Here is a 24,229-nt window from a genome sequence, read left to right as displayed (position 1 = left end):
CTTCCCCCTTACTGATGCAGTGACTGATAGATGCTGCAGATAGATTCTGTTACCAGCTGTTTAAACATTGGCGCCACACGGTCTGCTGTCTCCTGAATCTCTTCATGAGTCAGAGGCGTTGGTGAAATTCCTGCTGCCAGATTGGAAATACAGGAAATTCCGCATACCTGCATTCCCATATGGTTGGCCGCCATAGCTTCCACCGCTGTGCTCATACCTACCGCATCCGCTCCCAGCACACGGCACATATGAATTTCCTGAGGGGTTTCATAATTTGGTCCCGTCAGCTGAATATAAACACCTTCCTTTAATGGAATATCAAACTTTTTAGCGGTTTCTTTAATGACTTCCCGCAGACTGCTTCTGTATACATCACTCATATCCGGAAACCGCACACCCAGTTCATCAATATTCGGTCCGATCAAAGGAGAAGGCACAAAGTCAGTAATATGCCCGTTAATCAGCATAAAATCTCCTGCCTGCATCCCTTCCTGAATTCCGCCGGAAGCATTGGTTAAAAACAGCACCTTTGCCCCCATCATTCCCATCAGACGGGTGGGAAGCACCACATCTGTCATGGAATATCCTTCGTAATAATGAACACGTCCCTGCATAATAACAACAGGAACATCTTTTACATATCCGAATACAAACCGGCCTTTATGGCCCAGGGCTGTAGAAACCGGAAATCCTTCTATTTCATGATAATCCAAAACCGCCTCAATCTGAATGCTCTCCGCATAATCCCCAAGACCGGAGCCCAAAATCAATGCCATTTCCGGCTGAAAGTCAATTTTTTTCTTTACACTTTCATAACATTTTAAAAGTTTCTCATATACTGGATTCATAAGCTTTTTCGCCTCCTGTTTTCGCTCATTTACATATTGCCTTATTATAGCGAAAAAGGAATCTTTTGTAAACCGAAAGCAGAGAGCCGCCCCCTGCACTCTTTCCTGTACATAAGCTGCTTTCAAAGATATTCTTCCGCCTGCGGCGGGCGGCTTTTGCGACATGACTCCATTCCGCCGCAGTGCGATCATCAGCGGAGCGTTTTTTGCTCTATAGGAATCGGCACTTTTCAGCTTTATCACAACACGGTATCTCCTATAGAGTAAAAAGTCCTGAAGCGCCAGCACTGCACCATAAAAAGCAGAAACTTTCATAATGCCAGGCTGCCCCTCCAGGACTTTTTCAAATATTTACACTTTTAAATAATAATACACACCAGTCCGCCATTGCTGTCATTTACAATTTTCTGCATGGTATCCTGAAGCTTCATCTGACTGTCATCATCCATCATTGTAATTTTCCGGTTAATACCGTCTTCCACCAGTTCTCCGATGGATTTTCCAAAAATATTTGTTTCCCACAATCCTTCTTCTCTGTTTTCGTTATCCAGAATATAAGAAACCAGATCTTTTGCCTGATCCTCACTTCCGATAATGGGCGCAATTTCTGTTTCTACATTGGCACGGATCATATGGATAGAAGGAGAAGATGCTTTCAGTTTTACACCGTACTTGTTCCCGTGACGGATCAACTGAGGCTCCTCTATCTGGATATCAGACATAGACGGCAGAACTACGCCATACCCTTTCTGCTGAACGCTCTGCATGGCTTCCGCCACTTTTTCATACTCCTTTTTCACAGACGCCAGCTCCCTGATCAGAGAGATCAGCTGATATTCTCCGCTGATATCCATACCGGCCATCTCACTCATATTTTCATAATATAGTTTTTCGTCCACATCCATCCGGATTTTTACATTTCCGCTGGAAAAATCCACCTGCTCCATCCGCATGGATTTTATTTCATCTCCTTCGGGCTCAAAGCTTTCCACAGCAGCATCCTTTACAAACTGCAGATTTTTCAAAATTGTACCCGCATTTAAAATAGCCGCTTCTTTTACTTTATGGGAGCTCTCAAGCATTTCCACCCATTTGGGAATGAAAAACTCGATTCTGGTAATGGGAAACTCATAAAGCACACTCTTTAAGATTCGATTGATATCATCTTTTTTCAACTGCTCACAGTTTACCGGCAATACCTGAACCTGATATTTTTCAGAAAGCTGCTGGGCTAACTGTTCGCTTTCTGCCTGGTATGGCCGGGGCGTATTCAGCAGTACCACAAAAGGTTTGCCGATTTCTTTTAACTCTGCGATGGTTTTTTCCTCTGCCGGAACATAATTTTCCCTTGGTATCTCCGTAAAGGAACCGTCTGTAGTCACTACAATCCCAATGGTAGCGTGTTCTTTGATTACCTTTTCCGTTCCGATGCTGGCCGCCTGAGAAAAAGGAATTTCCTGTTCCATCCACGGAGTCTTCACCATACGCTGATTTCCCTCTTCCATATGACCGTTTGCCCCCTCAATGAGAAAGCCCACACAATCAATTAACCGAATCTGTACCGGCAGATCTTCCGCCAGAAAAATATTAGCTGCCTCTTTTGGAATAAATTTGGGCTCTGTTGTCATAATCGTTTTTCCCTGAGCCGACTGGGGCAGCTCATCAATGGTCCGTTCTCTGTCCGAAGCATCCTCCATATTCGGCAGTACCATCAAATCCATAAACCGTTTGATAAAAGTTGATTTTCCGGAACGCACAGGCCCCACCACTCCAAGATAAATCTCTCCGTTGGTTCTTCTCTGGATATCTCTGTAAAGATCATATGTATTGGTATTTATTTTGTCCATAAAAAATCCTCCCGTCTATACTGTTTTATGTATATGCGGGAGGTTCTCATTACATGACATCCAGATGCAGAGACTGGCAGAAATCCATAAATAAAGTTGCGGCCTGATTTTTGCAGTCACTTTTTTGTATCACACAATACTTCTGGGGAGATTCCTGAGGCAGCTTTAATACCGCCACAGAGTCATCCTGTATCTCTTTTACAAAAGAGGGCACAATGGCCGCTCCATGCCCTGTTTTTACCATTAAAAGCTGGGCTCCAAGACTATTAGTCTGCACCATATTCTCCGGAGCAAAACCAAGGTCTCTTTGCAGCATGGTTTTTAACATTTTCAGAGAATTTAAACCATTATCCTCACAGTTGGTTACAAGATATTCTTTTTTCAAAATCTCTGCTACCTTACTGCCCTGATACTGCTCTGCTTTCTGCCGGCTGATCACCAGAACATTTTCGCTGGAAAACAAGTCCACTGTCCGTATTTCCTCTTTTTTAAACTCTTCCCTGCACATATCCAGGGATATGATCAGGTCCAGACTTCCGGTTTTAAAACGTTCTGTCAAGGTGCTGTAAGGAAACTGAAAGATATCTACCTTTACATCCGAATACATTTCCAGAAATTTCGAAAAATACTGCTCGGTATTGCTGTATTCATAAACTCCGATCCCCACCTTTACATGCCCCTGGTATTGATTGGCGGCAGCCCTTGCCCGTTCCAGCAATTCTTCGTGTTCTTTTAATATTTTTTCCACACCTTCTGCATACAGCCTTCCTGCTTCTGTCAATGTCACTTTTCTAGAGCTTCTCTCAAACAGTTTCACGCCTACCTGTTCCTCTAAAGATGCAATATATCGGCTCATAGCAGTCTGGGTAATATGATATTTGCCGGCTGCCTGAGTAAAATTCAGACAATGGGCAAGGGTTATAAAATACCGGATACTTTTAAAATTCATCTGCTTTCTCTTTTCTTTTTATTTCCTTAATCGGGCATAATTTATCATCTGATGATAAATTTTCCCGGCCAGTTCCTGACTTAAGGCATCAGGCTTCATCCGCCATTTCCAGTTATTCCCTGTGGTAGACGGAATATTCATCCGCGCCTCATCTCCCAGCCCTAACAGATCCTGCATAGTCACAATCGCCGTATCTGCAACACTGGCCCATACAGCCTTCATCATCCCCCAGTTGGCATCCTTCACAGTCAGCCCCAGATACTCTGCGGCATACTCCACAGTTTCTCTCGGGGAATTTTTCATCCAGCCAAGAATCGTATCATTATCGTGGCTTCCGGAATAGACCACACAGTTTTTAATATGGTTATGGGGCAGATATGCACTGTTATCTCTGGCATCAAAGGCAAACTGCAGCAGTTTCATACCCGGAAAACCGCAGTCCTGAACCATTTTCAACACTTCAGGGGTCAAAAATCCCAGATCTTCCACAATAATATTCAAATCTCCCAGCTTCTGTTTGAGGGCCTGGAACAATCTCAATCCCGGTCCCTTTTTCCAGACGCCCCTTTTTGCATTTTTATCCCCTGCCGGAATGGCATAGTATGACTCAAAACCCCGGAAATGATCAATGCGCACAATATCGAACAATTCTGATAAATGCCTCACTCTTTTTGTCCACCAGGCAAATCCGTCCTGTTCCATTTTATCCCAGCGAAACAGTGGATTCCCCCACAGCTGGCCGTCTTCTGTAAATGCATCCGGCGGACATCCCGCAACTTCTGTGGGATTTAAGTCTTCATCCAGAACAAACAATTCTGGATCTGCCCACACATCTGCACTGTCGGAGGAAACATAGATGGGAATATCTCCAATCAGCCGGATTCCCCTTTCATTTGCGTACGCCTTCAGGGAATGCCAGTGGCAGAAAAATAAAAACTGCGTCATCTTCCAGAAATTAATTTCTTTCTGAAATTTCTGTTTAGCTTCCTTTACTGCCTGAGGGTCTCTCCGCTTCAAGGCCCCGTCCCACTGATGCCATGCGCTTCCCTGATTTGCCTCTTTAAACGCCATATATACGGCATAGTCTTCCAGCCAGTCTTTATTTTTTTCGCAGAACTCCTGATACTCGTACGGTATTCTGCATTGAAATCTTTCATACGCCTGTTTTAAAATTTTCATACGGTTCCAGTATACAAGTCCATAATCCACCGCTGTCTTATCACTTCCCCAGTCATAGGAGCAGCATTCCTCTTTTGTAAGCAGACCATCGTGACATAAATAATCAAGGTCTATAAAATATGGATTTCCTGCAAATGTAGAAAATGACTGATAGGGAGAATCCCCAAAACCAGTAGGGCAGATTGGGAGAACCTGCCAGTAGGTCTGACCGGAAGCGGACAGAAAATCAACAAATTTTTTAGCTTCTTCTCCAAGAGTGCCTATTCCATAAGGCGACGGCAGAGAAGAAATATGCATTAATATACCGCTGCTTCTCATAAATCCCTCACAAAATTTACTTATTTTCATCCTTGTACTGCTGTGGAAATAGTATTTTTCCTGCAATCTCCGCAGCATCCTCTATGCATCCGTCACAGCTGCGCAGTACCTTCTTTGTGTCCACACCTTTTAACTCTCTGCAGATCAGCGACTGGTTCTTCTCTTTAAAGGCCTCCCGCAGCTCCTTGATCAGCTTCATAGTCTCCGGCTTGCTGGAACATGCCTGCAGATCTCCGCTGCTGTTTACCAGTCCTGCCGCCATAAACATTCCGGTTACTGCGCCGCAGGTTCCCATCATCCCCATACCAAGACCAAATCCTTCTGAAATACGAAACAACACTTCCTCATCTATTTCCAGCAGATCACTGTACGCGCAGAGTACTGACTGGGCACAGTTATATCCTTTTTTATGATTTTCAATTGCCCTTTTCTTACGTTCTTCCATTTTGATTCCTCACTTCTTATTTCATAATTCTGAACCCTATTTTATCATACTTTTCCGCATTTGGAACTACTTCACGAAACATATTCCGGTATTTACAGTTTTTTTGCAGCTGTCCCTCCTGCTTATAGCTGAATAGTTGTATTTTTTTAGATATTTACGGATTTTTCCCTTGAAAAATCCGCTGTTTGTGATACAATGATGAAGGTTACCTGGATGATACTGAATTACTTTTACAGACAGCGTGTCAGTTTAACCTATAAATATACGATACAGGAGGTGCGCCTATGAACTATGTCAATCCTTATCATTTCGTCACTAACTGCATCTCGGGGAAATGGAAAATGACCATTCTTCACCATATTCATCATTATGGTAAGATCCGTTTTAATGAAACCAAAAAAACACTTGGTGTCAGCGAAAAAGTCCTCAGCCAGCAGTTAAAAGAACTGACCAGCGACGGATTGGTAGAGCGGATCCAGTACAATACGATTCCTTTAAAAGTCGAGTATATCCTTACTCCCCTGGGCGAAGATCTAATACCTGCTCTTGATATTTTATACATCTGGAGCGTACGCCGTCTGGCTGATTTGAATCTGCCAATAGATCCGGATGCTTTTAAAGTTCATACCGAAATGAAATACGAGGATCAGCTTATGGATATCATGGATACCTACAAGCAGAAACAACATCCTGAAGGCAATTAAAAAATAGTACAAGTTTCTTACTCTCAGAAACTTGTACTATTTTTTACTTTTATTTCAAATCAAACTACTTTTCCGTTACATAATCATAGATTGCTTTTGCCGCCTGCTTTCCGGCGCCCATGGCAAGAATTACCGTTGCCGCCCCGGTTACTGCATCTCCGCCGGCATAAACACCTTCCTTAGTTGTCTTTCCATGCTCTTCATCTGCTACAATACATTTCCATTTATTAACGTCAAGACCTTCTGTGGTAGAAGAAATCAATGGATTCGGAGAAGTTCCAAGAGACATAATAACCGTATCCACATCCAGAATAAAATTAGATCCCTCTACTGTTTGAGGACGTCTTCTGCCGGATTCATCCGGTTCTCCAAGCTCCATCCGGACACATTCTAGACCGCTGACCCATCCGTTTTCATCCTCGTGAATCTGTACTGGATTGGTCAAAAGATCAAAGATAATGCCTTCTTCTTTTGCATGGTGAACCTCTTCAACTCTGGCAGGAAGTTCCGCTTCGCTTCTCCGGTACACAATATGCACTTCAGCTCCCAGACGCAGGGCGGTTCTTGCTGCGTCCATGGCAACATTTCCGCCACCTACTACAGCCACCTTCTTACCGCTGTGGATAGGAGTATCGTACTCATCCAGATAAGCCTTCATAAGATTATTTCTTGTAAGATATTCATTTGCGGAAAATACACCATTTGCATTTTCACCAGGAATGCCCATAAACTTTGGAAGCCCCGCACCGGAACCGATAAATACCGCTTCGTATCCTTCTTCATCCATAAGCTCATCAATGGTAACGGATTTTCCGATGATAACGTTTGTTTCTATTTTTACACCAAGATCTTTTACCTTTTCAATTTCGTGGGCCACCACTTCCACCTTCGGGAGACGAAATTCCGGAATCCCATACCGAAGTACTCCGCCCGCTTCATGCAGCGCTTCAAAAATAGTGACCTCACATCCCATTTTTGCCAGTTCTCCCGCACAGGTTAATCCGGCAGGTCCGGAACCGATTACTGCAATTTTATGTCCGTTGGCCGGCTGGGGTGCCGGCTGACTGTAATGGCTGGCCGCAGCTGAATCTGCCACAAAACGTTCTAGCTTTCCGATGGACACCGGTTCTCCTTTGATACCCCGGATACATTTTCCCTCACACTGGCTTTCCTGTGGGCAGACACGCCCGCAGACACCCGGAAGAGAGGTATATTTTGAAATTTCCTGATAAGCCTCTTCGATATCACCGGTTTTAATTTTTCCAATAAACGCCGGAATATCTATAGAAACCGGACATCCGGCTATACATTTTGCATTTTTACAGCCGATACATCTTTGGGCTTCCTGCATGGCTTCCTCTTTATTATATCCATAGCATACTTCTTTGAAATTCTTAGCCCTTGCCGCTGGATCCTGTTCACGTACAGGTACTTTTTTCATTACATCCATCAGTGATCACCTCCGCAATGTCCGCATCCGCCATGGTGGGTTGCTCCTTCTCTGACTCTTAAGACTGCTCTGCCTTCCTCTGTTTTATACATCTGCTGACGCTTCATTGCCTGATCAAAATCTACCAGATGACCGTCAAACTCAGGTCCGTCCACACAGGCAAACTTCACTTCATCTCCCACCTGCAGACGACAGGCTCCGCACATTCCGGTGCCGTCAACCATAATAGGATTCATAGATACAATCGTTGGAATTTCAAGTTCTTTGGTAAGCAGGCAGACAAACTTCATCATAATCATAGGACCAATTGCCACACAGACATCATATTTTGTGCCCTTATCCGCCAGTTCTTCAATAACTGTGGTAACCATACCAGGTGTACCGTAACTGCCGTCATCTGTACACACATATAATCTGCCGGCTACCTGCCGCATCTCATCTTCTAGAATCAGCATTTCATGATTCTTTGCTCCGATGACTACATCTACATCAATTCCCTGCTGGTGCATCCACTTTACCTGGGGATATACCGGCGCCGTTCCCACACCTCCGGCCACAAACAGTATTTTTTTCTTTTTTAATGTATCAAGATCCTCTTCCACAAGCTCTGAAGGACATCCGAGAGGACCTACAAAATCCATAAACGTATCTTCACCATAAAGTCCGGCCATCCGCTCTGTAGAGGCTCCCACAACCTGAAAAACAATGGTTACCGTTCCAGCGCTTCTGTCATAGTCGCAGATTGTAAGAGGAATCCGTTCCCCTTCTTCATCCATTTTTACGATGACAAACTGACCCGGTTTACAAGCTTTTGCAACACGCGGCGCATGTACTACCATCAGGTAGATCTGGTCCGCCAGTTTCCTTCGTTCTAAAATCGTGTACATACATACCTCCATTTACAAATTCAAATCCGGTTTTCATTTGTTAATTATTTATCTATCTATAATGTATTGTATCGAAAAACCTCTGAAAAGCAATACAATTATTGTTTTTATTCCTATACATTTAGTATATTTTCCGTTTTTATACAGGGAAAATTCCAGGGATTGTTAATTTCATGTCATAAGCTTCGTTTCTCTTTTCATGTACGTAAAAAGGCCCCCTCGGGGAGCCTTTTTAAATGGTATAATTTTGGAACGAATGATCGACTGCTTACTTTTCTACTTTTACAAATGTTTTGGCGGTCTCTTCTCCTCTTTGCACACGCAGCGCCCCAAGAGCCAGAGATTCCATTTCATTTTCACCTGGATAAACAATTACAGGTGCTATAAACTTCACACGCTTTTCCACTTCTTTTGTGAAATATTCCGAATAGGCGATTCCACCGGTTAAGATAATATTGTCTATTCCACCATCAACATATACGGCCAGCTTGGCAATATTGCGGGCCACATTTAATATCATGGCATTATAAATCAGTCCGGCCTTTTTATCACCGTCCTTCATCATTTTCTCAACGATTCTGGTATCGTTTACGCCAAAATATCCCATCAGGCCGCCCTGGCTTTTTACGGTCTTCATCATGATCTTTTTATCCATACCTTCTGATGCAGCCATATCAATTACCTGGAACACCGGAAGGCCGCCGGCTCTTTCCGGAGAAAAGGGACCTTCATCATCAGAAATCATGTCCACAATCCGGCCATGATGATGCAGGGATAAAGTAATTCCACCGCCAAGATGAGCCACCACTACAGAAATATCATTGTAAGATTTTCCACTTTCTTTGGCATACTTCATAGCCGCTGCACGCATATTCAGATTATGTCCCATGCCTTTGCGCTGCATAGATGGCAGACCGGTAACTCTTGCAAGAGGCTCTAACTCGTCTACCGTTACCGCATCATATATGTATGCAGGAATATCATTCAATTCTTTGCTGATGGCGCGGGCTATCACAGCTCCCAGATTGGAGGCATGCTCATTCTGCGGTGCATAGGTAAGCTGCCATACCATATCGTCATTTACTTTATAAGCTCCTGCTTCAATTGGCGGCAGCAGACCGCCTCTAGATACAATGGCGGTCAGGTCTTCTTTCTTTACACCATTTTTCTCCATAACATCCAGTATGAGATCTTTTCTCATCTCATACTGTTCTATAATTGTATCAAACTTTTTCAGTTCATCCTGGGAATGTTCTATACTTTCCACAAATACAGGTGTCTCATCCTGATAGACCGCTATTTTTGTAGAAGTAGAACCCGGATTCATCACCAGAATTTTTTCCATCTTTTTCCCCTTCCCGTACTTTATTTACCTGCACTTACTGCTGCTGCCAGTACCAGTGAAAGGAATTTTTCTTTTGCAGAGGAGCCTCTAGAAGTTAATACAATAGGAACTTTAGAGCCTACAATAAAACCGGCCATATTACCTCTTGCAATCACTGTAATAGATTTTCCAAGAATATTTCCTACCTGGATATTCGGCACAAGAATCACATCGGCGTCACCTGCCACCGGACTTTCAAATCCTTTGATATCAGCAATTTCTTTATCTAAAGCAATATCAAGGGAAATCGGACCTTCCACAACACAGTCTTTGATTTCACCGTTTATATTCATCTGTTTTAACTGATCAGCCTCTACGGTCTCAGGCATCTTTGGATTTACTTTTTCAACTGCTGCCACCACTGCAATCTTTGGATTTTCATATCCAAGTGCTTTCAGCGTATCTACTGTATTTTCAATAATCTGTTTTTTCTGCTCCAATGTCGGATATGTCATCATACCGCCGTCAGTTGTAACAAGCAGTTTGTGGTAAAAGGGAAGCTCATCAAAAACAAAATGTGACATTACACGTCCGGTTCCAAGTCCGGTTTCTTTATTCACTACCGGTTTCAAAATCTGTGCAGTCTCCAGTTTGCCTTTCATAATAAAGTCGCCTTTTCCTTCATGAATCAGAGCAACTGACTTTTTAGCTGCCTCGTCAGCATCCGGAACATCATAAATATCTTCTTCAGAAACGGATATATTTAATTTTGCCAGAATTTCATCAATTTTTGCTTTATCGCCAACCAGCACCGGTTTCACAATGCCCTCTCCCATGGCATGGGCAATTGCCTCTAATGTATGTTCATCTCCTGCTGCCGCCACAATAACACGCATAGGTTCCGGAAAACTTTTTACTTTTTCAATTAATACATCAAAATTTTTTAATACCATAATCATTCTCCTTTTTGTAAAACATTATTTTTGTTTTTATTAAGTTAAAAGACAGAGCACCGTCTTTCGTCAGCCGGTATTTTTCCGCCTGTGCAGATACTTCAAAATCTTCCGGCATCCTTTAATTCACACATTTATTACTGATGGAATTATATCATAATCTATATGCAAATACAAGAATATTTTGCGAGATGTATTTTATATTTTGCACGATATTTTTTGTTAATTGTGATGCGTTTTGAATTTCATATGAACAAAAAATGAGACCCGCAAAAGCAGATCCCATCTTTTTCTTCTGTACGGAAACAGTGAAACCATTTCCCTCTTTATGATTATTCTCTTGGACACATTACAATAATTTTCTGAGGCGTTGTCTGGGGAGGAATACTGAAAGTTGTAACGGTATAATAAACAAGCAGTTCAGCATTTCCAGGTGCACAGCGGTAGCGCTGTCCGTTCTGAGTCTCGATAATTGTCAGCGGACTTAAATTCAGCTGCAGGGACTCATCTTCTGCCAGCAGATTTTCATCAAAATACTTTAATGCCGCATTCTGATCTCTCCGCAGGGATGTAATCAGCTCCGCCTGGTACCTGGCCGGATAAATCGCCGGAGCCGGAAGGCTTGTGTCATAGAATGCCGCCACCCGCATTCCCCTTCTGAGCCTTACATTATCAATAATTCTTGTGTCTCCGGTTACAACAAAATTAATATTCTCGGTATCTGTCTGCACAGTTACCATCCATGTACAGCAGGATTCTCCCATACTGATTTCCCGTATTGTTCCAATAACAATCTGATACGATGTGTAATCCATGAAAAATTCCTTTTTTCTTTTACAATATGCCGGGCAGCATATTTTGTTCCGGAAAAACAGTTATTATTTTACACTTTCAGCTAATACACTTCCATTCTGCATATACTTAATTTTACATGATTGTTTGTGCGACAACACATTTTGACAGAAAACATAACGTTTCCATATAAGATCTTACTTAGAATTTTATGTTCCAAACCTGAATGTTATTAAAATCCAAATGGATCAGTATTCAGATAAGCTGATCCATGCTTAAATTTTCAAACAATTCCTAAAGATTAAATTCCCTAAATAATTTATGAAGATAAACTTTATCTTTTGCCGCCTTTTTCAAATCTTCATAGCGTTCCTGACGAGCCAGAATGTCAATAAGCTCCCCCATTCGCTCTTCTCCAAGATTCTGTCCTTCTTCCAGGGCTTCCTTTCTTTCATTGGATAAAATTTCTTCAAACAGCATATATCGTTCCTCCCACTTCCTGTTTGTCTTTAGGTTTCTGATTTTTCTTGACACCAATCCTACTACACCAGAACTCTGTTCGCTTTTAAGATACTTAGATGGATTACAAATATATTCCAAAAAATCCGAAAGTGAAGCTGAAATTTCTGTAGACATAGTTCCTTTCGCATTTAAAAAAATTTTTTTTGTCCCATCACATAAAGGCATATCCTCTTCCAGACATCGCTCTTCAAATGTATAAACACAGCGATTTTTTCCAAATGGATCGAATGTACAAATAAATATCACAAAACTCTTTGGCAGATTAATAAAAGGATCTCCTGGTTTTAAAGCAGATATATCCAGATATGACTGATAATAACGGCTTCGATACGGCAAGTCCTGATGATTTGTCGTCTGCATCTCAATATTATATATGCTACTGTCTCCAGTCAGACAAACATCCATGCGTATACCTCTATAATCACTATTGAGCCAAAAAGCCTTCTCTACTTCCACATGAGCCCATTCCACTGTTTTTCCCAGTATCAACTGAAGAACCCTTTACATATTTCTTCATCTTCCATAACAGCCGCAAATAAAAATGCATCCAAGTATTCCAGATCTTGAAATTTTTTCCGTGTCTTCAATAAATTCCTCCATTCCCGAAATACAGAATGGACTATGCATTAGTAACTATTATTATAATTCATTTTCATAACAATGTAAACTGTGTAACCAGAAATTACAGCTAATTTCTGGCTTTTACAGTCTCAAGATTTTTTAATATATACTTTCTGGCCCAGAGCTGATGTCCCTCCAGTCCATCGCAGACTTTGGCAAAGTCGTTTTCTTTTACTGCTTCGTAAATTGTTTCAAAGTAGGTGATTCCGGAATGATACTGTCCGCCGCTGCCTCCTTTTTCTCTTGGCATGGAAAATAAAGAATGTAAAATTTCATCCATTCCATTTAGAGACTCCAGCTTATTCAAAAGCAGATCATTGTCAGCAGTTTTATAAAATACATATTTTATATTTTTGATACATTTACAGCTTTCTAGTACTCCGCTGGATTTTCTGTAATCCTCAATGTATTCATAAATCTTTTCTGCAAGCTGTGCCGTGTCCCCGCGCTTCATGGCATATCTGGCAGCCGCCATTTCATAGGCAAAGGATACTTCCTGGAACTGACGGACATCTGTCTCTGTCACATCAATGACTCTTGCTCCTACATTGTTTTCAAATTCAATGAGTCCCTCATTCAGCAGGCGGTTTAACGCCTCTCTGACCGGCGTGGAACTTACGCCGTACTCTTCCTGAAGTTTGCTTACATTTAATTTACTCCCAAAGGGAACTTTCAGCTGTACAATCCGTTCCTTTAATTTCTCATATACCTGATCAACCAGTGATACCCGTTTAATTAATGCCATATTTTCCTCCCTGTTTCCTTACATTACCGATCTGATATTTTGCACAATATCAAATTATGATTCTATTATGCCACAGGAAAGCTCACTTGTAAATAAATCCTTTATCCGATAAAAGAATAAGGATGACCTTATTTTGCATAACTGCAATCAAGATCATCCTTAGATCAAATCAAAGTTTATTCTACTTCAAAATATTCAGCGTCATCCAGAGTACGTGCACCTTCTTTTTCATACACACCCATCACTTTACATTCCGGGCAATATCCGAACTGATCACCAAACTCTACCATTAAATCCGTGGCATACTCAAATTTCATACCGCATTTCGGACAGTGGTAATACATATATAAAGCGCCCCAGCTCATACGCGGTCCTCCTTAAGCCTGATTATTTTGTTAAGCCTAAGATTTCACGTGCTTCTGCAGGTGTAGCAACTTCGTTGCCGAATTCTCTGATTACCCGGGCAGCTCTCTCTACAAACTGAACATTGCTTTCTGCAAGCTGTCCTTTTGCATACATAACATTATCTTCCATACCTACACGGATATTTCCGCCTAATGCTACTGCGCCGTATAACATTTCCAGTGCACTGTGTCCAACACCGAAGCAGGACCATGTAAAGTTGCCTTTGCCGATTAATTCTTCAGCTGTCTCTTTCATGAAGATCAGATTTTTCATTGTTCCAGGGATACCATTTGCACATCCCATGCAGAACTGGAAGTGAAGAGGAGCTTTTAACACGCCTTTTTTCAGGTAGTAAGCTGCATTTCCAATCATACCCGGATCGAATGCTTCGATTTCCGGTTTTGTATTTGTCTCCTGGAATAATAATCCGCAGTCTGTTAAGAATTTCGGTGTATTTAAGAATAAGCTGCTGTGTAACCAGTTCATAGAACCACAGTCGTAGGAAGCCATTTCCGGTTTTAATTTTTTAACATGAGCAACACGAAGTTCATCATCTGCATGAATATCTCCGGATGTTGTCAGGTTTAAGATAATATCGCAGTCCGGATATTTTGTATGGATCAGGTTTACTGTTTCTTCGAATTTAGCTGTATCCATTGTTCCATTGCCTTCATCATCTCTCATATGAAGATGAGCAATTGCAGCGCCTGCTTTCCAGCATGCATATACATCATCTGCAATCTCTGCCGGAGTCATAGGTACATTTGGATTATTTTCTTTTTTTGGCCATGCGCCTGTTACAGCGGCTGTAATAATTGTTTTCTTTGCCATTTTTCATTCCCTCATTTCTTATTTAAAATTAAGTTACAAACCTCTACTCTTGAATTTTATTCCATTTCGAGTATGCTTGTCAAGTTTTATCCTGACAACTCACAAAGAAGACCGCTGCAGTGACGCAACGGTCTGTCTTGTGTCTGAATTTCAGCGGTTCAACAACAATTAGTTTGTGAATCCGTAATTATCTCTATCCTGGCATCCTGTTCCACAGTACATATATGTTCTTTCCGGAACATCATTCACGTCTGCTTCATCAATTTCTGCTACGCAGCGAGCCATAGATCCGTCACCCATGTACCATCTGAGTGGGAAGCAGTAGAATCTGAAACGTTTGCCGGAAACCTTATCCAGATCACCACCAAGGTTTTCAACACCAACGATGCCGTGTCCAAGTAATGTTTTGTGGCATGGTTCCCATGTTCCCCAGCATCCGATCTCTTCTAAAGCACCGAATTTTTTGTCGTATGCTTCCTGTCCGTGAAGTTTGATATATAATTCTTTATCGAATTCAGCATAAGCTTCTTCACCGAACTGCTCGATGTATTCCTGAGTAATAGGTCTTCCGGAAGCTCCAAGTAAGTTCATTCTTGTCATACCATTGTTGCCCATAGCTGTATGAAGCGGATGATCAAGAGCCTGCATATCCATAGCTACACATTTAACTTTGTGATCTACAAACCACTGGCCTGCTTCAACACCTGTACCACAGGAGTAATGATAATATTCTTTAGAGTCGTCAAATTTACGATGCATACCTGTGTTAAGGCATACAACCATTCCTTCTAATTCTTCTGGTTTGATGTTTGCACGTTTGCATGCATCTTCAAGATGTTCAGCTGTGATCAGACCCCAGCGCTCAACATTGATTTCCAGGCAGACTGCATCGCCTGTATATGCATCAACTGGCATTTCATGAGTATAACGGGCTCTTTTGCCGTCAAATTCACGTTCCATAACGTGACGTGGTGCGTCACAGTGTGTACCTGTATGCATTGTACAACCGATATACTGTGTTAAAACACCGCCTTTTGCCATAGAGTGTTTACTGTCAATTAATGGTTTGTCAAAGTAAGGCCAACGTGGAATCTCAGCGCTGAAAGGATGTGTTAAGTCAACAAATATTTTTCCCATTTTTATCATTCCTCCATACTATTTAAATTAATAGTGATATATTTCACTCATCGGGAGCCGTCAAGTGCTCCCGATGTCATGAACGTCATTTATTTACCGTAAAGCATTTTGATCAGATATTCATTCAGGCCATTATTAATCTCAGAAATTTCTTCATCTGTATACTTCATAAAGCCTTCGTGAACGCCGTCTACTGCTTCTGCACGGAATCCCATTTTACCGGCATCAATCATTTCTTTCAGAAGTGGAGATGCATCATGTCTGTCTTCCAGATCCTGCAGCACATAGCTGTGAATATTATATGTAAGCTGTGTACTTACCATATCGGAATTTACCAATGGCGGCAGATAAGGAAGTCTTAAACCGAAGCTGTATTTGCAGGCATCATCCACTGTTTTTGCATCAGCAATACCGCGCTCAACAATTGAGATCGCTTCACGCCACAACGCATGCTGCATTCTGTTTGCAATAAATCCGGGAACGTCTTTTTTGCAGAGAACCGGCTTCTTGCCAGCTGCTGTAAGCACGTCCATAACGGTCTGTGCAACTTCCTCTGTTGTATCAGGAGTTTTAACAACCTCTACCAACGGAATCAGGAAAGCCGGATTCCAGAAATGAGTACCGCAGAGTCTCTCTTTATGTTTACATTTTGAAGCAATTTCTGTAGGGCTCATTACAGAAGTATTGGTACAGAAAATAGCATCTTCTGCCACTACTTCTTCCAGCTGTGCAAACAGATTCTGTTTCATTTCCATTTCTTCTAGAACGCATTCAACAACAAACTGTGCATTTTTCACGCCGTCGCTGTGCATGTCCTGTGTAAAACTGATTTTAGAAACAATGCTGTCTACTTCTGCCTCTGTAACAACACCTTTTTCTACTAATAATTTCATGTTATTGCGGACTTTTGCCTCCACATCAACAGGGAACACGTCATAAACGGTAACCTCTGCTCCGTCAAGTCCTGCGAGAATCTGAGCGATAGCGCTGCCCATCATTCCGCCGCCGCAAACTAAAAATCTTTTTATATCACGCATCTTTTATTTCTCCTAACTTAACTGACAATCATCTGATATTAGCAGGTCAGGTAGCCGCCGCTGCAGTCACAGTTAGCGCCTGTAATATAATTAGAAGCGTCAGAAGATAAGAAGATAGCATAACCTACGAAATCTTCCGGCTCAGCCAGACGTCCGATAGGCTCACGTTTCATGAAGTTCTGGTATACAGCTGATTCAGGATCAAACATCCACTCTGTTAATTCGCTGCGGAATACAGTCGGGCAGATAGAGTTAACGTTGATTCCGTACTGCGCACTTAAGTCGCATGCCATACTAGAAACCATCAGATCAGCGCCGCCTTTAGATGTACAGTATCCTGTATATCCTGCCATGCCGCGTTTGGAACGCTGAGATGTAACAACAACGATTTTACCGCCTTTACCCTGGTCAACCATCTGCTGTGAAACATATTTACATACGATGTAAACAGATTTACAATCAGCATCCATGATATACTGCCAGTCTGCAACAGACTGCTCAAGAATGTTCTGTGGTTTGTTGAATCCGTGGCAAACTGCAAGGATATTAACTTCACCGTATTTTTCAACGCATGCTTTTACAAGCGCATCAACATCTTCTTCTTTTGCAGGATCAGCTACACAGTATGCACATTCGATATCTTCTGCTTTGAATTCATCTTCCAGTGCTTTTAATTTAGCATCGTTACGTCCTGTCATGAAAACTTTTGCTCCTGCATAACCATATGCTTTTGCAAGAACTTTACCAAGTGCTCCTGTAGCGCCTGTTACTAAAGCAACTTTTCCTTTTACGGAAAACATATTATCAACAAAATCTTTTTTTACACTAACCATTTTTAAAATCCTCCTGAATTGCTGCCAAACCTCCGGCAGGGATGTGTCTGATGATCTAAAAAGCTCCTATTAAACTCCTGGATATGTAATAATTACAAGTACGAATACAGGATAATCTGTTTCATTTTCGAAATAACGCTCTTCATAAGGTCCCATAGAGAAAGAATCACCCGGATTTAATTTCCATTCATTGCCTTCTCTGTCTTTTACAGTCATCTGGCCCTGAAGCATAAAATAAACTTTTTCACAACCATTATCTTTATAGCCCCAGCCTGCACCGCCGTGTGGCTCAAAGTGAGAAAGACCTACCCAGAATTTCTCTGCGCCTGTCTCTTCTTTACCGTGGAATCTTCTTAAAACAACTCCATGATGTCCTGGTGCCTCATAAACTGTTGCGGTTTCAAATGAATTCTTTACCATAATTACTATCTCCTTTCGGTATTCGATACTATTTGAATTCTGCCAAATCATTTAGCAAAATTCGTTATCTTTAGTATAGAAGAATTTCCGTTTTTATGCAATACATACAATAATGTTATCTAGGAACCTTTTGGTAACTCTCCCATTTATTTAATTTTTTGTGAATTTTATACATTTTTTACTATTTTTTTTGCTATCTGTCAAAAATTAAACGTTCTTTTTTTGTCTATTTTGTATAATTTGTATTTTAACTTTCCGAAATAGAAACTAAGTATCTTTTTCTATGTTTTTCCGGTTTCTTTTGTCACACATTCTCCATGCCTTTATAAAACAAAAAGAGGGCCATCGGTTAATGGATAGCCCCATCTTTTCATGTACAGAATTACATGCTATAATTCTTTTTTAGTATACTTCTAAAAATTAAAAATCTATTCAACTTTTGACAGCAGAATCCTGTCATTGTCAAACTGCTTTCCAATCCCCTCCCGGAATTTATCAAGCATATCATCTACAGTCATTTTATCCCGCTCCTCTCCTCGTACATCTAAAATGATATTTCCGGAATCCATCATTAATGTACGGTTTCCAAGCTCTAGTGCGGACTGCATATTGTGGGTAATCATCAGGCAGGTAATTTTATTTTCCTTTACGATCCGTTTTGTCAGTTCCAGCACTTTTTTAGCTGTTCCCGGATCTAGAGCTGCCGTGTGCTCATCCAGCAGCAGAATTTTAGGTGTCACTACAGTAGCCATTAATAATGTCAGTGCCTGTCTCTGCCCTCCGGACAGCAGCCCCACGGGATTTTTCATCCGGTCTTCCAGCCCCATATCAAGAAGTGAGAGCTTTTCCCGAAACATCTCTTTTTCCCGTTTTGATATCCTGCCAAAAAACTTCCCTCCAACGGAAGACGCACGCAGATATGCCAAGGCCAGATTTTCTTCAATACTCATATGAGGAGCGGTTCCTTTCATGGGATCCTGAAACAGATGGCCGATATATTTGCTTCTGTGGTGTTCTTTTACATAAGTAATATCTTCACCGTCCAGCAATACGCTTCCTTCATCTACATAAAAAGTTCCGCAGATGGCGTTAAACATTGTAGATTTTCCGGCTCCGTTACTACCTATTATAGTAGCAAAATCACCGCTTTCCATTTTCAGATTTATCTGATTCAATGCTTTCTTTTCATTTACTGTACCCGGATAAAAGGTTTTTGAAACATCAAGCAATTCCAACATGTTATACCATCCCCCTTTTTCTTTTTTTTATGGCTGCCCGTTTTACTTTCAAAAAAGCCGCTTTCTGTTTTAAATACGGAAGGGAAATGGCCACCGCTACAATAATTGCCGATACAAGCTTTAAACACTCCGCCGGAACATTCAGCCGCAGCGCAATTGCCACAATAAACCGGTACAGACAGCTGCCTAAAATCACGCCAAACACCCGCTTTCCGATTTTTCCTTTTCCCACCAGAGTCTCCCCGATTATCAGGCTGGCCAGTGCAATGGTTACCTGGCCAGTTCCGATATTGATGTCGCAGGATTTCTGATACTGAGCTAAAAGCCCGCCGGAAAGTCCGGTCATGGCATTGGCAATGCAAAGTCCTACTGTAATGGTAAATACAGAACTAATGGAGGAGGCCCGGATCATAAATTCATTATCACCGGTTGCCCGGATGGAAAGCCCCAGTCTTGTACCTAAAAACCAGATCAGAATCAGGGCAATTACAATAACGATAAGCAAAATCACCATCAGTTCTGTCCAGTCAGAATCAAACACCTTTTTTGCTCCTTTAAAGATCGTATTACTTGCAAATAAATTGACATTGGATGCAAATCCCATGACAGCAATATTAATTGTGTACAATCCGGTGTTGACAATAATTCCCGCCAGAATCGACTGAACCCCCAGTCTTGTCTGCAGAAATGCCGTAATATAGCCAGAAAGAATCCCGGCCCCCATAGCCGCAAACAGTCCCAGAATCGGATGCCCATTTAAAGTTACAATAGCACAAACCGCGCATCCCAATGTAAAACAGCCATCTGTAGACAAATCCGCAATATTTAATATAGAAAAAGATACAAACAGCGCCAGGGCTACAAGCCCGTAAATACATCCCAGCTCAATGGCGCTCTGGGCCAGGGACACTGTAAATATAGATGATAACATAACTTATACTCTCTCCTCTCAGTTCTCAGACCTTCCGGCAAAAAGCCGCAAACGGGAGCGCCCTTTACCGCGCCCCCTGTTTGTATTATTCAAACTCTTCTGCTGTAACAGTTTCCTTTACCGCCTCACACATATCTTTAAACTTACTGTAATCCAGTCCAATAGCTTCTGCGGTATCTGTATTAATTGTAGCGATACCATTGTCTAGTGTCTGAACCGGCATCTCTGACGGATTCTTTCCATTTACAAGAATATCCACTACCATATCTGCCGTTGCTTTTCCAAGCTCTTCATAATTTACTCCATATCCACAGAAGGCGCCGTTTAAAGCAAAGGAATCGGCACCGCAGTACTGGGGAACTTTCGCTTCCTGGAATTTTTCAAAAATCGCCAGCTGTGCAGTCATAACCGTATTATCTGTAGGGGTAAATACTGCTTCACATCCGGCTGCAATCAATGCATCTGCCCCAAGAGAAATTTCATCTGTGGTATTACCGGTTTTTTCTATATATTTAATGCCTTTCTCATCCAAATATTCTTTTGCTTCCTTGATTGGAACCAGAGAAGAATCCTGGCCTTTGTCATATAAAAGTCCTACCGTTTTAATATCAGGGTCTGCCGCCAGCATCAGATTCAAAATAGCCTCTGTATCCAGGGCATCTGACGTTCCCGTAATATTGCTTCCGGGTTTTTCCATACTTTCCACCAGCCCGGCGCTTACCGGATCAGAAACAGCAGAGAAGACAACCGGTGTCTGCGATTCCGCTGTGGATGCCTGAATTACCATTGCTACCGGAGTAGCAACCGGTACAACAGCGTCCACATCTTCAGCTTCCAGATCGGAAGCAATCTGATTCATCACAGTGGCGTCAGCCTGGCCGTTATAAGTGTAATCACCGTAATCAAATGTCACCCCAAGTTCTTTCCCTTTAGCATCCAATTCATCCTGCACAGATGCTACAATCTGATTTAAAGATGCATCATCCACATACTGCACAATTCCTACCTTATATACTTTACTTCCTTCATTGGAAGCAGAGGTATTTCCTTTGTTGTCAGATGCGCCCTGGCATCCTGTAAGAGCTGCTGCAGCAGCTAATCCTGTTAATACACATGCTAAAATTCTTTTTTTCATCTTCTTTTCCTCTTTTCTTTCTTCTTAAAATTACAGAACAAAGTATGTTGAGTCAGTGTTTATCAAGGGACCGCCATATTTTCGCGCCAATGCGCTTCCTCGCGGTTTTTTTCATACACCAGGAAATGAAATTTCCTGGTGTATAAAAAAACCGCCTCAAGCATAATGCTTGAGACGGTAATAAAATACTTATTATCGCGGTACCACTCAAATTGACAAAGTTGTCCTCTCTCTCATGTACTATCATACATGCCGGATTGATAACGGGTTCGGTTCCCGGCAACACCTACTGCCTGCGGCATTCGGCACTGCCCTCAAAAGTCCATTCAGCTAATGCATCCATACTGCAATCCCACCACCTGCAGCTCTCTGTGATTTCAGCTAAGAAGCTTACTACTCTTTCTCAACGGTTTGTTCTATGTGCTATTTAAGATAATCCTTTTTTTCAGATTTGTCAACCCTGTTTTTTATTTTTCATTTCCGGTTTAGTTAAAGTAAACCAGTTCTTCCTGGGGCGCCTGTGTCAGCTTTACTTCTTTAGCATACAGCACAGGCCCCTTTCCACGGTACTCTTTCGCAAATTCATAATGCACTTCTGCAGTTAAATCTACCCAGGATTTGTGAGAAATTTCTTTTGCATTTTCATATTTACACTTAAATCCTACAAACTGGATATCCTCCTCGCAGCAGGTCATTGCGAAACGGCCGGGTACAAAAAACGGCTTCCTCCCATATTTGTCAGGCCGGTATACAAGCCCTAGAAACCGGATCGTTTTGCCTTCATATTTTTGAGGATGATCCTGCACATCCAGATAGAAGATGCCATAATCCTCATCTGTTATGTGAATGAAATCCTGGTTGATATCATAGGGAAGTTCCTCCATATCATTTTGATCAACGGTTCCGTCCTCCCGCTCATAAACAATCTGGGCTTTCCTGTTTACTGCCTTTACGCTCCGGCGGAACTTGCCCTTTGGCGTATCATCCGTGCACCGGTTAAAAATAACCACATCAGTATGAAATACCTGTTCCATCATCATGGGGCGCATATTATTTAAATACATTTCATAGGTAGATGCATCTACTGTGGCAAGAGACTGTACCAATACCCAGTCTTTCGGAAGATCCATTTCCAGAATCGTCGCAGAATCCCAGGTGCCATTGTATTCAATAAACACCTGATCCGGTTTAAATTCCGTATCACAGGCCTGCAAATACGCTTTCGTAAAAGTCTCTTCTTCCCCTGCCGCAACTACTGTAGTCTGAATTTCGGCAAGCTTTTCTTCATCGTATTCCGTTTCACCATCTTCACAGGCTATAATCAGATTACGATTCCCTGTGCCAAAATCATTTTCCAGCAGGGTTTCCATAATCAGAGACGTCTTCCCGCTATCCATAAATCCGGTAAATAAATATACTGGAATCTCCATATCTTTCCCTCTCTGCATTGTTTCTTCTGTTTCGTTATTCAATGCCAAACAGTCTGCCAAGGTCTTCTTCTTTTACATCTGTTCCAATAACGCACAGACGGCCGGTATAATCCGGCTCTCCCTGACGGATCTCTACTTCCCCCGGTACCATATCAAAATAAATCCAAGTTCCATCCTCTGCCGGAACCATTCCTTTCGCCCGGAGTATCACACCATAATCTTCTGTATCACTAAGTGTATTCAAAATGTTCTCTATCGTTTCTTTTGTATATTTGTGAGGAGTTTCTTTTCCCCAGCTGGTGAAAACTTCATCTGCATGATGGTGATCATGGCCATGATGATGATCGTGGTCATGATGATGGTCGTGATCATGGTGATGGTCATGATCATGGTCATGATCATGGTCATGATGATGGTCATGGTCATGGTCATGGTCATGGTGATGGTGATGGTCGTGATCATGATGACCACATCCGCATTCCTGTGCGTGCTCCGCCTCTTTTAACATTTCCTCCAGCAGATCATCCTGTTGTTCAATCACCTTTAATATCTGTTCACCACTGATATCATCCCAGGGAGTTGTAATAATTGCAGCCTTTTTATTTACAGCCTGAAGCTCCCGGACACTTGCCTCAAGCTTCTTTGGATCCGCATTCTGTGTACGGCTCAATACAATGACTGCTGCATGCTCCACCTGATTTTTGAAAAATTCTCCAAAAGCCCGCATCTGTTTAGAAACCTTTAAAACATTGGCAACTGTCACAACTGCATTTACTTTTACGTCGTGGGTTTTTTCCATTTCCTGTACAGAGGTGAGCACATCAGACAGTTTTCCAACGCCGGAGGGTTCTATCAAAATCCGGTCCGGATGATAGGTTTCAATCACTTCATTTAAGCTTCTGCTGAAATCCCCTACCAGCGTACAGCAGATACAGCCTGAGTTTAATTCCTTGATTTCGATTCCGGCATCTTTTAAAAATCCGCCGTCGATTCCTACTTCACCATATTCATTTTCAACAAGAACTACCTTTTCATCCTTGAATACCTCTTCCAGCATCTTTTTAATAAAAGTTGTTTTTCCTGCTCCTAAAAATCCGGAAATAATATCTATTTTTGTCATGTTGATTTCTCCTTTCTTGTATCAGCTCATAAAATCCACCGCTGTCTTCTGCTTTTACACAGTAGAGTAATCCCCCCTGCATAAAATGTCAAGCAGCCCGGGGATTCTGCCGCCTAAATCTGTTTCTT

General features: G+C 41.9%; 24 protein-coding genes and 1 other annotated feature. Of the genes, 1 reads left to right on the top strand and 23 read right to left on the bottom strand.

Annotated features, from left to right (window positions below; all coding sequences use genetic code 11):
* Positions 1–8 precede the first annotated feature (8 nt).
* The 5 genes from OCV88_RS01260 to OCV88_RS01240 all read right to left on the bottom strand — a co-directional run bounded on the left by OCV88_RS01260 (position 9) and on the right by OCV88_RS01240 (position 5,586).
* Positions 9–848: a purine-nucleoside phosphorylase gene (locus tag OCV88_RS01260; protein WP_158424390.1), complete on the bottom strand. Its 840-nt coding sequence runs from the start codon at positions 846–848 to the stop codon at positions 9–11.
* A gap of 359 nt (positions 849–1,207) precedes the next feature.
* Positions 1,208–2,695: a stage IV sporulation protein A gene (gene spoIVA / locus OCV88_RS01255; protein WP_158423838.1), complete on the bottom strand. Its 1,488-nt coding sequence runs from the start codon at positions 2,693–2,695 to the stop codon at positions 1,208–1,210.
* 49 nt (positions 2,696–2,744) lie between these two features.
* On the bottom strand, positions 2,745–3,644 hold the full coding sequence (locus OCV88_RS01250) for a LysR family transcriptional regulator (RefSeq protein WP_158423837.1): 900 nt from the start codon (positions 3,642–3,644) through the stop codon (positions 2,745–2,747).
* Between the two features lie 18 nt (positions 3,645–3,662).
* Positions 3,663–5,141: a 4-alpha-glucanotransferase gene (malQ, locus tag OCV88_RS01245; RefSeq protein ID WP_158424389.1), complete on the bottom strand. Its 1,479-nt coding sequence runs from the start codon at positions 5,139–5,141 to the stop codon at positions 3,663–3,665.
* A 16-nt stretch (positions 5,142–5,157) separates the two neighbouring features.
* Complete coding sequence (locus OCV88_RS01240) at positions 5,158–5,586, bottom strand: C-GCAxxG-C-C family protein (RefSeq protein ID WP_158423836.1); 429 nt, start codon at positions 5,584–5,586, stop codon at positions 5,158–5,160.
* Between the two features lie 284 nt (positions 5,587–5,870).
* Between OCV88_RS01240 and OCV88_RS01235 the strand changes: the two genes are divergently transcribed.
* Positions 5,871–6,290, top strand: coding sequence for a winged helix-turn-helix transcriptional regulator (locus tag OCV88_RS01235; protein WP_158423835.1), 420 nt, complete (start codon positions 5,871–5,873; stop codon positions 6,288–6,290).
* 64 nt (positions 6,291–6,354) lie between these two features.
* Here the strand turns inward: OCV88_RS01235 and gltA are convergent, their stop codons facing one another.
* The 18 genes from gltA to OCV88_RS01145 form a co-directional block, all read right to left on the bottom strand.
* On the bottom strand, positions 6,355–7,740 hold the full coding sequence (gltA, locus tag OCV88_RS01230; protein ID WP_262590583.1) for an NADPH-dependent glutamate synthase: 1,386 nt from the start codon (positions 7,738–7,740) through the stop codon (positions 6,355–6,357).
* Positions 7,740–8,627, bottom strand: a complete 888-nt coding sequence (locus OCV88_RS01225; protein WP_158423833.1) for a sulfide/dihydroorotate dehydrogenase-like FAD/NAD-binding protein — start codon at positions 8,625–8,627, stop codon at positions 7,740–7,742. Before OCV88_RS01225 ends, gltA begins: the two co-directional genes overlap by 1 nt.
* Positions 8,628–8,895: 268 nt before the next feature.
* Positions 8,896–9,972, bottom strand: coding sequence for a butyrate kinase (gene buk / locus OCV88_RS01220; RefSeq protein ID WP_158423832.1), 1,077 nt, complete (start codon positions 9,970–9,972; stop codon positions 8,896–8,898).
* Positions 9,973–9,992: 20 nt separating this feature from the next.
* Positions 9,993–10,904 (bottom strand): bifunctional enoyl-CoA hydratase/phosphate acetyltransferase, encoded by a 912-nt coding sequence (locus OCV88_RS01215; protein ID WP_158423831.1) that lies wholly within the window; start codon positions 10,902–10,904, stop codon positions 9,993–9,995.
* Between the two features lie 332 nt (positions 10,905–11,236).
* On the bottom strand, positions 11,237–11,719 hold the full coding sequence (locus OCV88_RS01210; protein WP_158423830.1) for a hypothetical protein: 483 nt from the start codon (positions 11,717–11,719) through the stop codon (positions 11,237–11,239).
* Positions 11,720–11,990: 271 nt separating this feature from the next.
* Positions 11,991–12,707, bottom strand: a complete 717-nt coding sequence (locus tag OCV88_RS01205; protein WP_158423829.1) for an Rpn family recombination-promoting nuclease/putative transposase — start codon at positions 12,705–12,707, stop codon at positions 11,991–11,993.
* Between the two features lie 199 nt (positions 12,708–12,906).
* Positions 12,907–13,584 carry a GntR family transcriptional regulator gene (locus OCV88_RS01200; protein WP_158423828.1) on the bottom strand — a complete coding sequence of 226 codons (678 nt, stop codon included), beginning with the start codon at positions 13,582–13,584 and terminating at the stop codon, positions 12,907–12,909.
* 176 nt (positions 13,585–13,760) lie between these two features.
* Positions 13,761–13,949, bottom strand: coding sequence for an excinuclease ATPase subunit (locus OCV88_RS01195; RefSeq protein WP_158423827.1), 189 nt, complete (start codon positions 13,947–13,949; stop codon positions 13,761–13,763).
* A 22-nt stretch (positions 13,950–13,971) separates the two neighbouring features.
* Positions 13,972–14,820, bottom strand: a complete 849-nt coding sequence (locus OCV88_RS01190; protein ID WP_158423826.1) for a beta-keto acid cleavage family enzyme — start codon at positions 14,818–14,820, stop codon at positions 13,972–13,974.
* Positions 14,821–14,988: 168 nt separating this feature from the next.
* Positions 14,989–15,957, bottom strand: a complete 969-nt coding sequence (locus tag OCV88_RS01185; RefSeq protein WP_158423825.1) for a cyclase family protein — start codon at positions 15,955–15,957, stop codon at positions 14,989–14,991.
* Positions 15,958–16,046: 89 nt separating this feature from the next.
* Positions 16,047–16,994: a 3-hydroxyacyl-CoA dehydrogenase family protein gene (locus tag OCV88_RS01180; protein WP_158423824.1), complete on the bottom strand. Its 948-nt coding sequence runs from the start codon at positions 16,992–16,994 to the stop codon at positions 16,047–16,049.
* 38 nt (positions 16,995–17,032) lie between these two features.
* Positions 17,033–17,827 carry an SDR family NAD(P)-dependent oxidoreductase gene (locus OCV88_RS01175; protein ID WP_158423823.1) on the bottom strand — a complete coding sequence of 265 codons (795 nt, stop codon included), beginning with the start codon at positions 17,825–17,827 and terminating at the stop codon, positions 17,033–17,035.
* 69 nt (positions 17,828–17,896) lie between these two features.
* A complete protein-coding gene (locus tag OCV88_RS01170) occupies positions 17,897–18,247 on the bottom strand; it encodes a cupin domain-containing protein (RefSeq protein WP_158423822.1) in 351 nt (116 codons plus the stop codon).
* Between the two features lie 428 nt (positions 18,248–18,675).
* Entirely contained in the window at positions 18,676–19,485 is an 810-nt protein-coding gene (locus OCV88_RS01165; protein ID WP_158423821.1) for an ABC transporter ATP-binding protein, read from the bottom strand.
* 1 nt (position 19,486) lies between these two features.
* Positions 19,487–20,416, bottom strand: a complete 930-nt coding sequence (locus OCV88_RS01160) for an ABC transporter permease (RefSeq protein WP_158423820.1) — start codon at positions 20,414–20,416, stop codon at positions 19,487–19,489.
* A gap of 85 nt (positions 20,417–20,501) precedes the next feature.
* Entirely contained in the window at positions 20,502–21,551 is a 1,050-nt protein-coding gene (locus OCV88_RS01155) for an ABC transporter substrate-binding protein (protein ID WP_158423819.1), read from the bottom strand.
* 167 nt (positions 21,552–21,718) lie between these two features.
* Positions 21,719–21,967 (bottom strand) — a binding site (T-box leader).
* Between the two features lie 69 nt (positions 21,968–22,036).
* Positions 22,037–22,981 (bottom strand): TIGR03943 family putative permease subunit, encoded by a 945-nt coding sequence (locus OCV88_RS01150; protein WP_158423818.1) that lies wholly within the window; start codon positions 22,979–22,981, stop codon positions 22,037–22,039.
* Positions 22,982–23,015: 34 nt separating this feature from the next.
* Positions 23,016–24,101 (bottom strand): CobW family GTP-binding protein, encoded by a 1,086-nt coding sequence (locus tag OCV88_RS01145; protein ID WP_158423817.1) that lies wholly within the window; start codon positions 24,099–24,101, stop codon positions 23,016–23,018.
* Positions 24,102–24,229 lie beyond the last annotated feature (128 nt).

This window comes from Brotonthovivens ammoniilytica (assembly GCF_025566885.1).
Lineage (GTDB): Bacteria > Bacillota > Clostridia > Lachnospirales > Lachnospiraceae > Brotonthovivens > Brotonthovivens ammoniilytica.
Note: the sequence above shows the minus strand (reverse complement) of the source record. Positions and strands in the feature narration are given on the sequence as shown.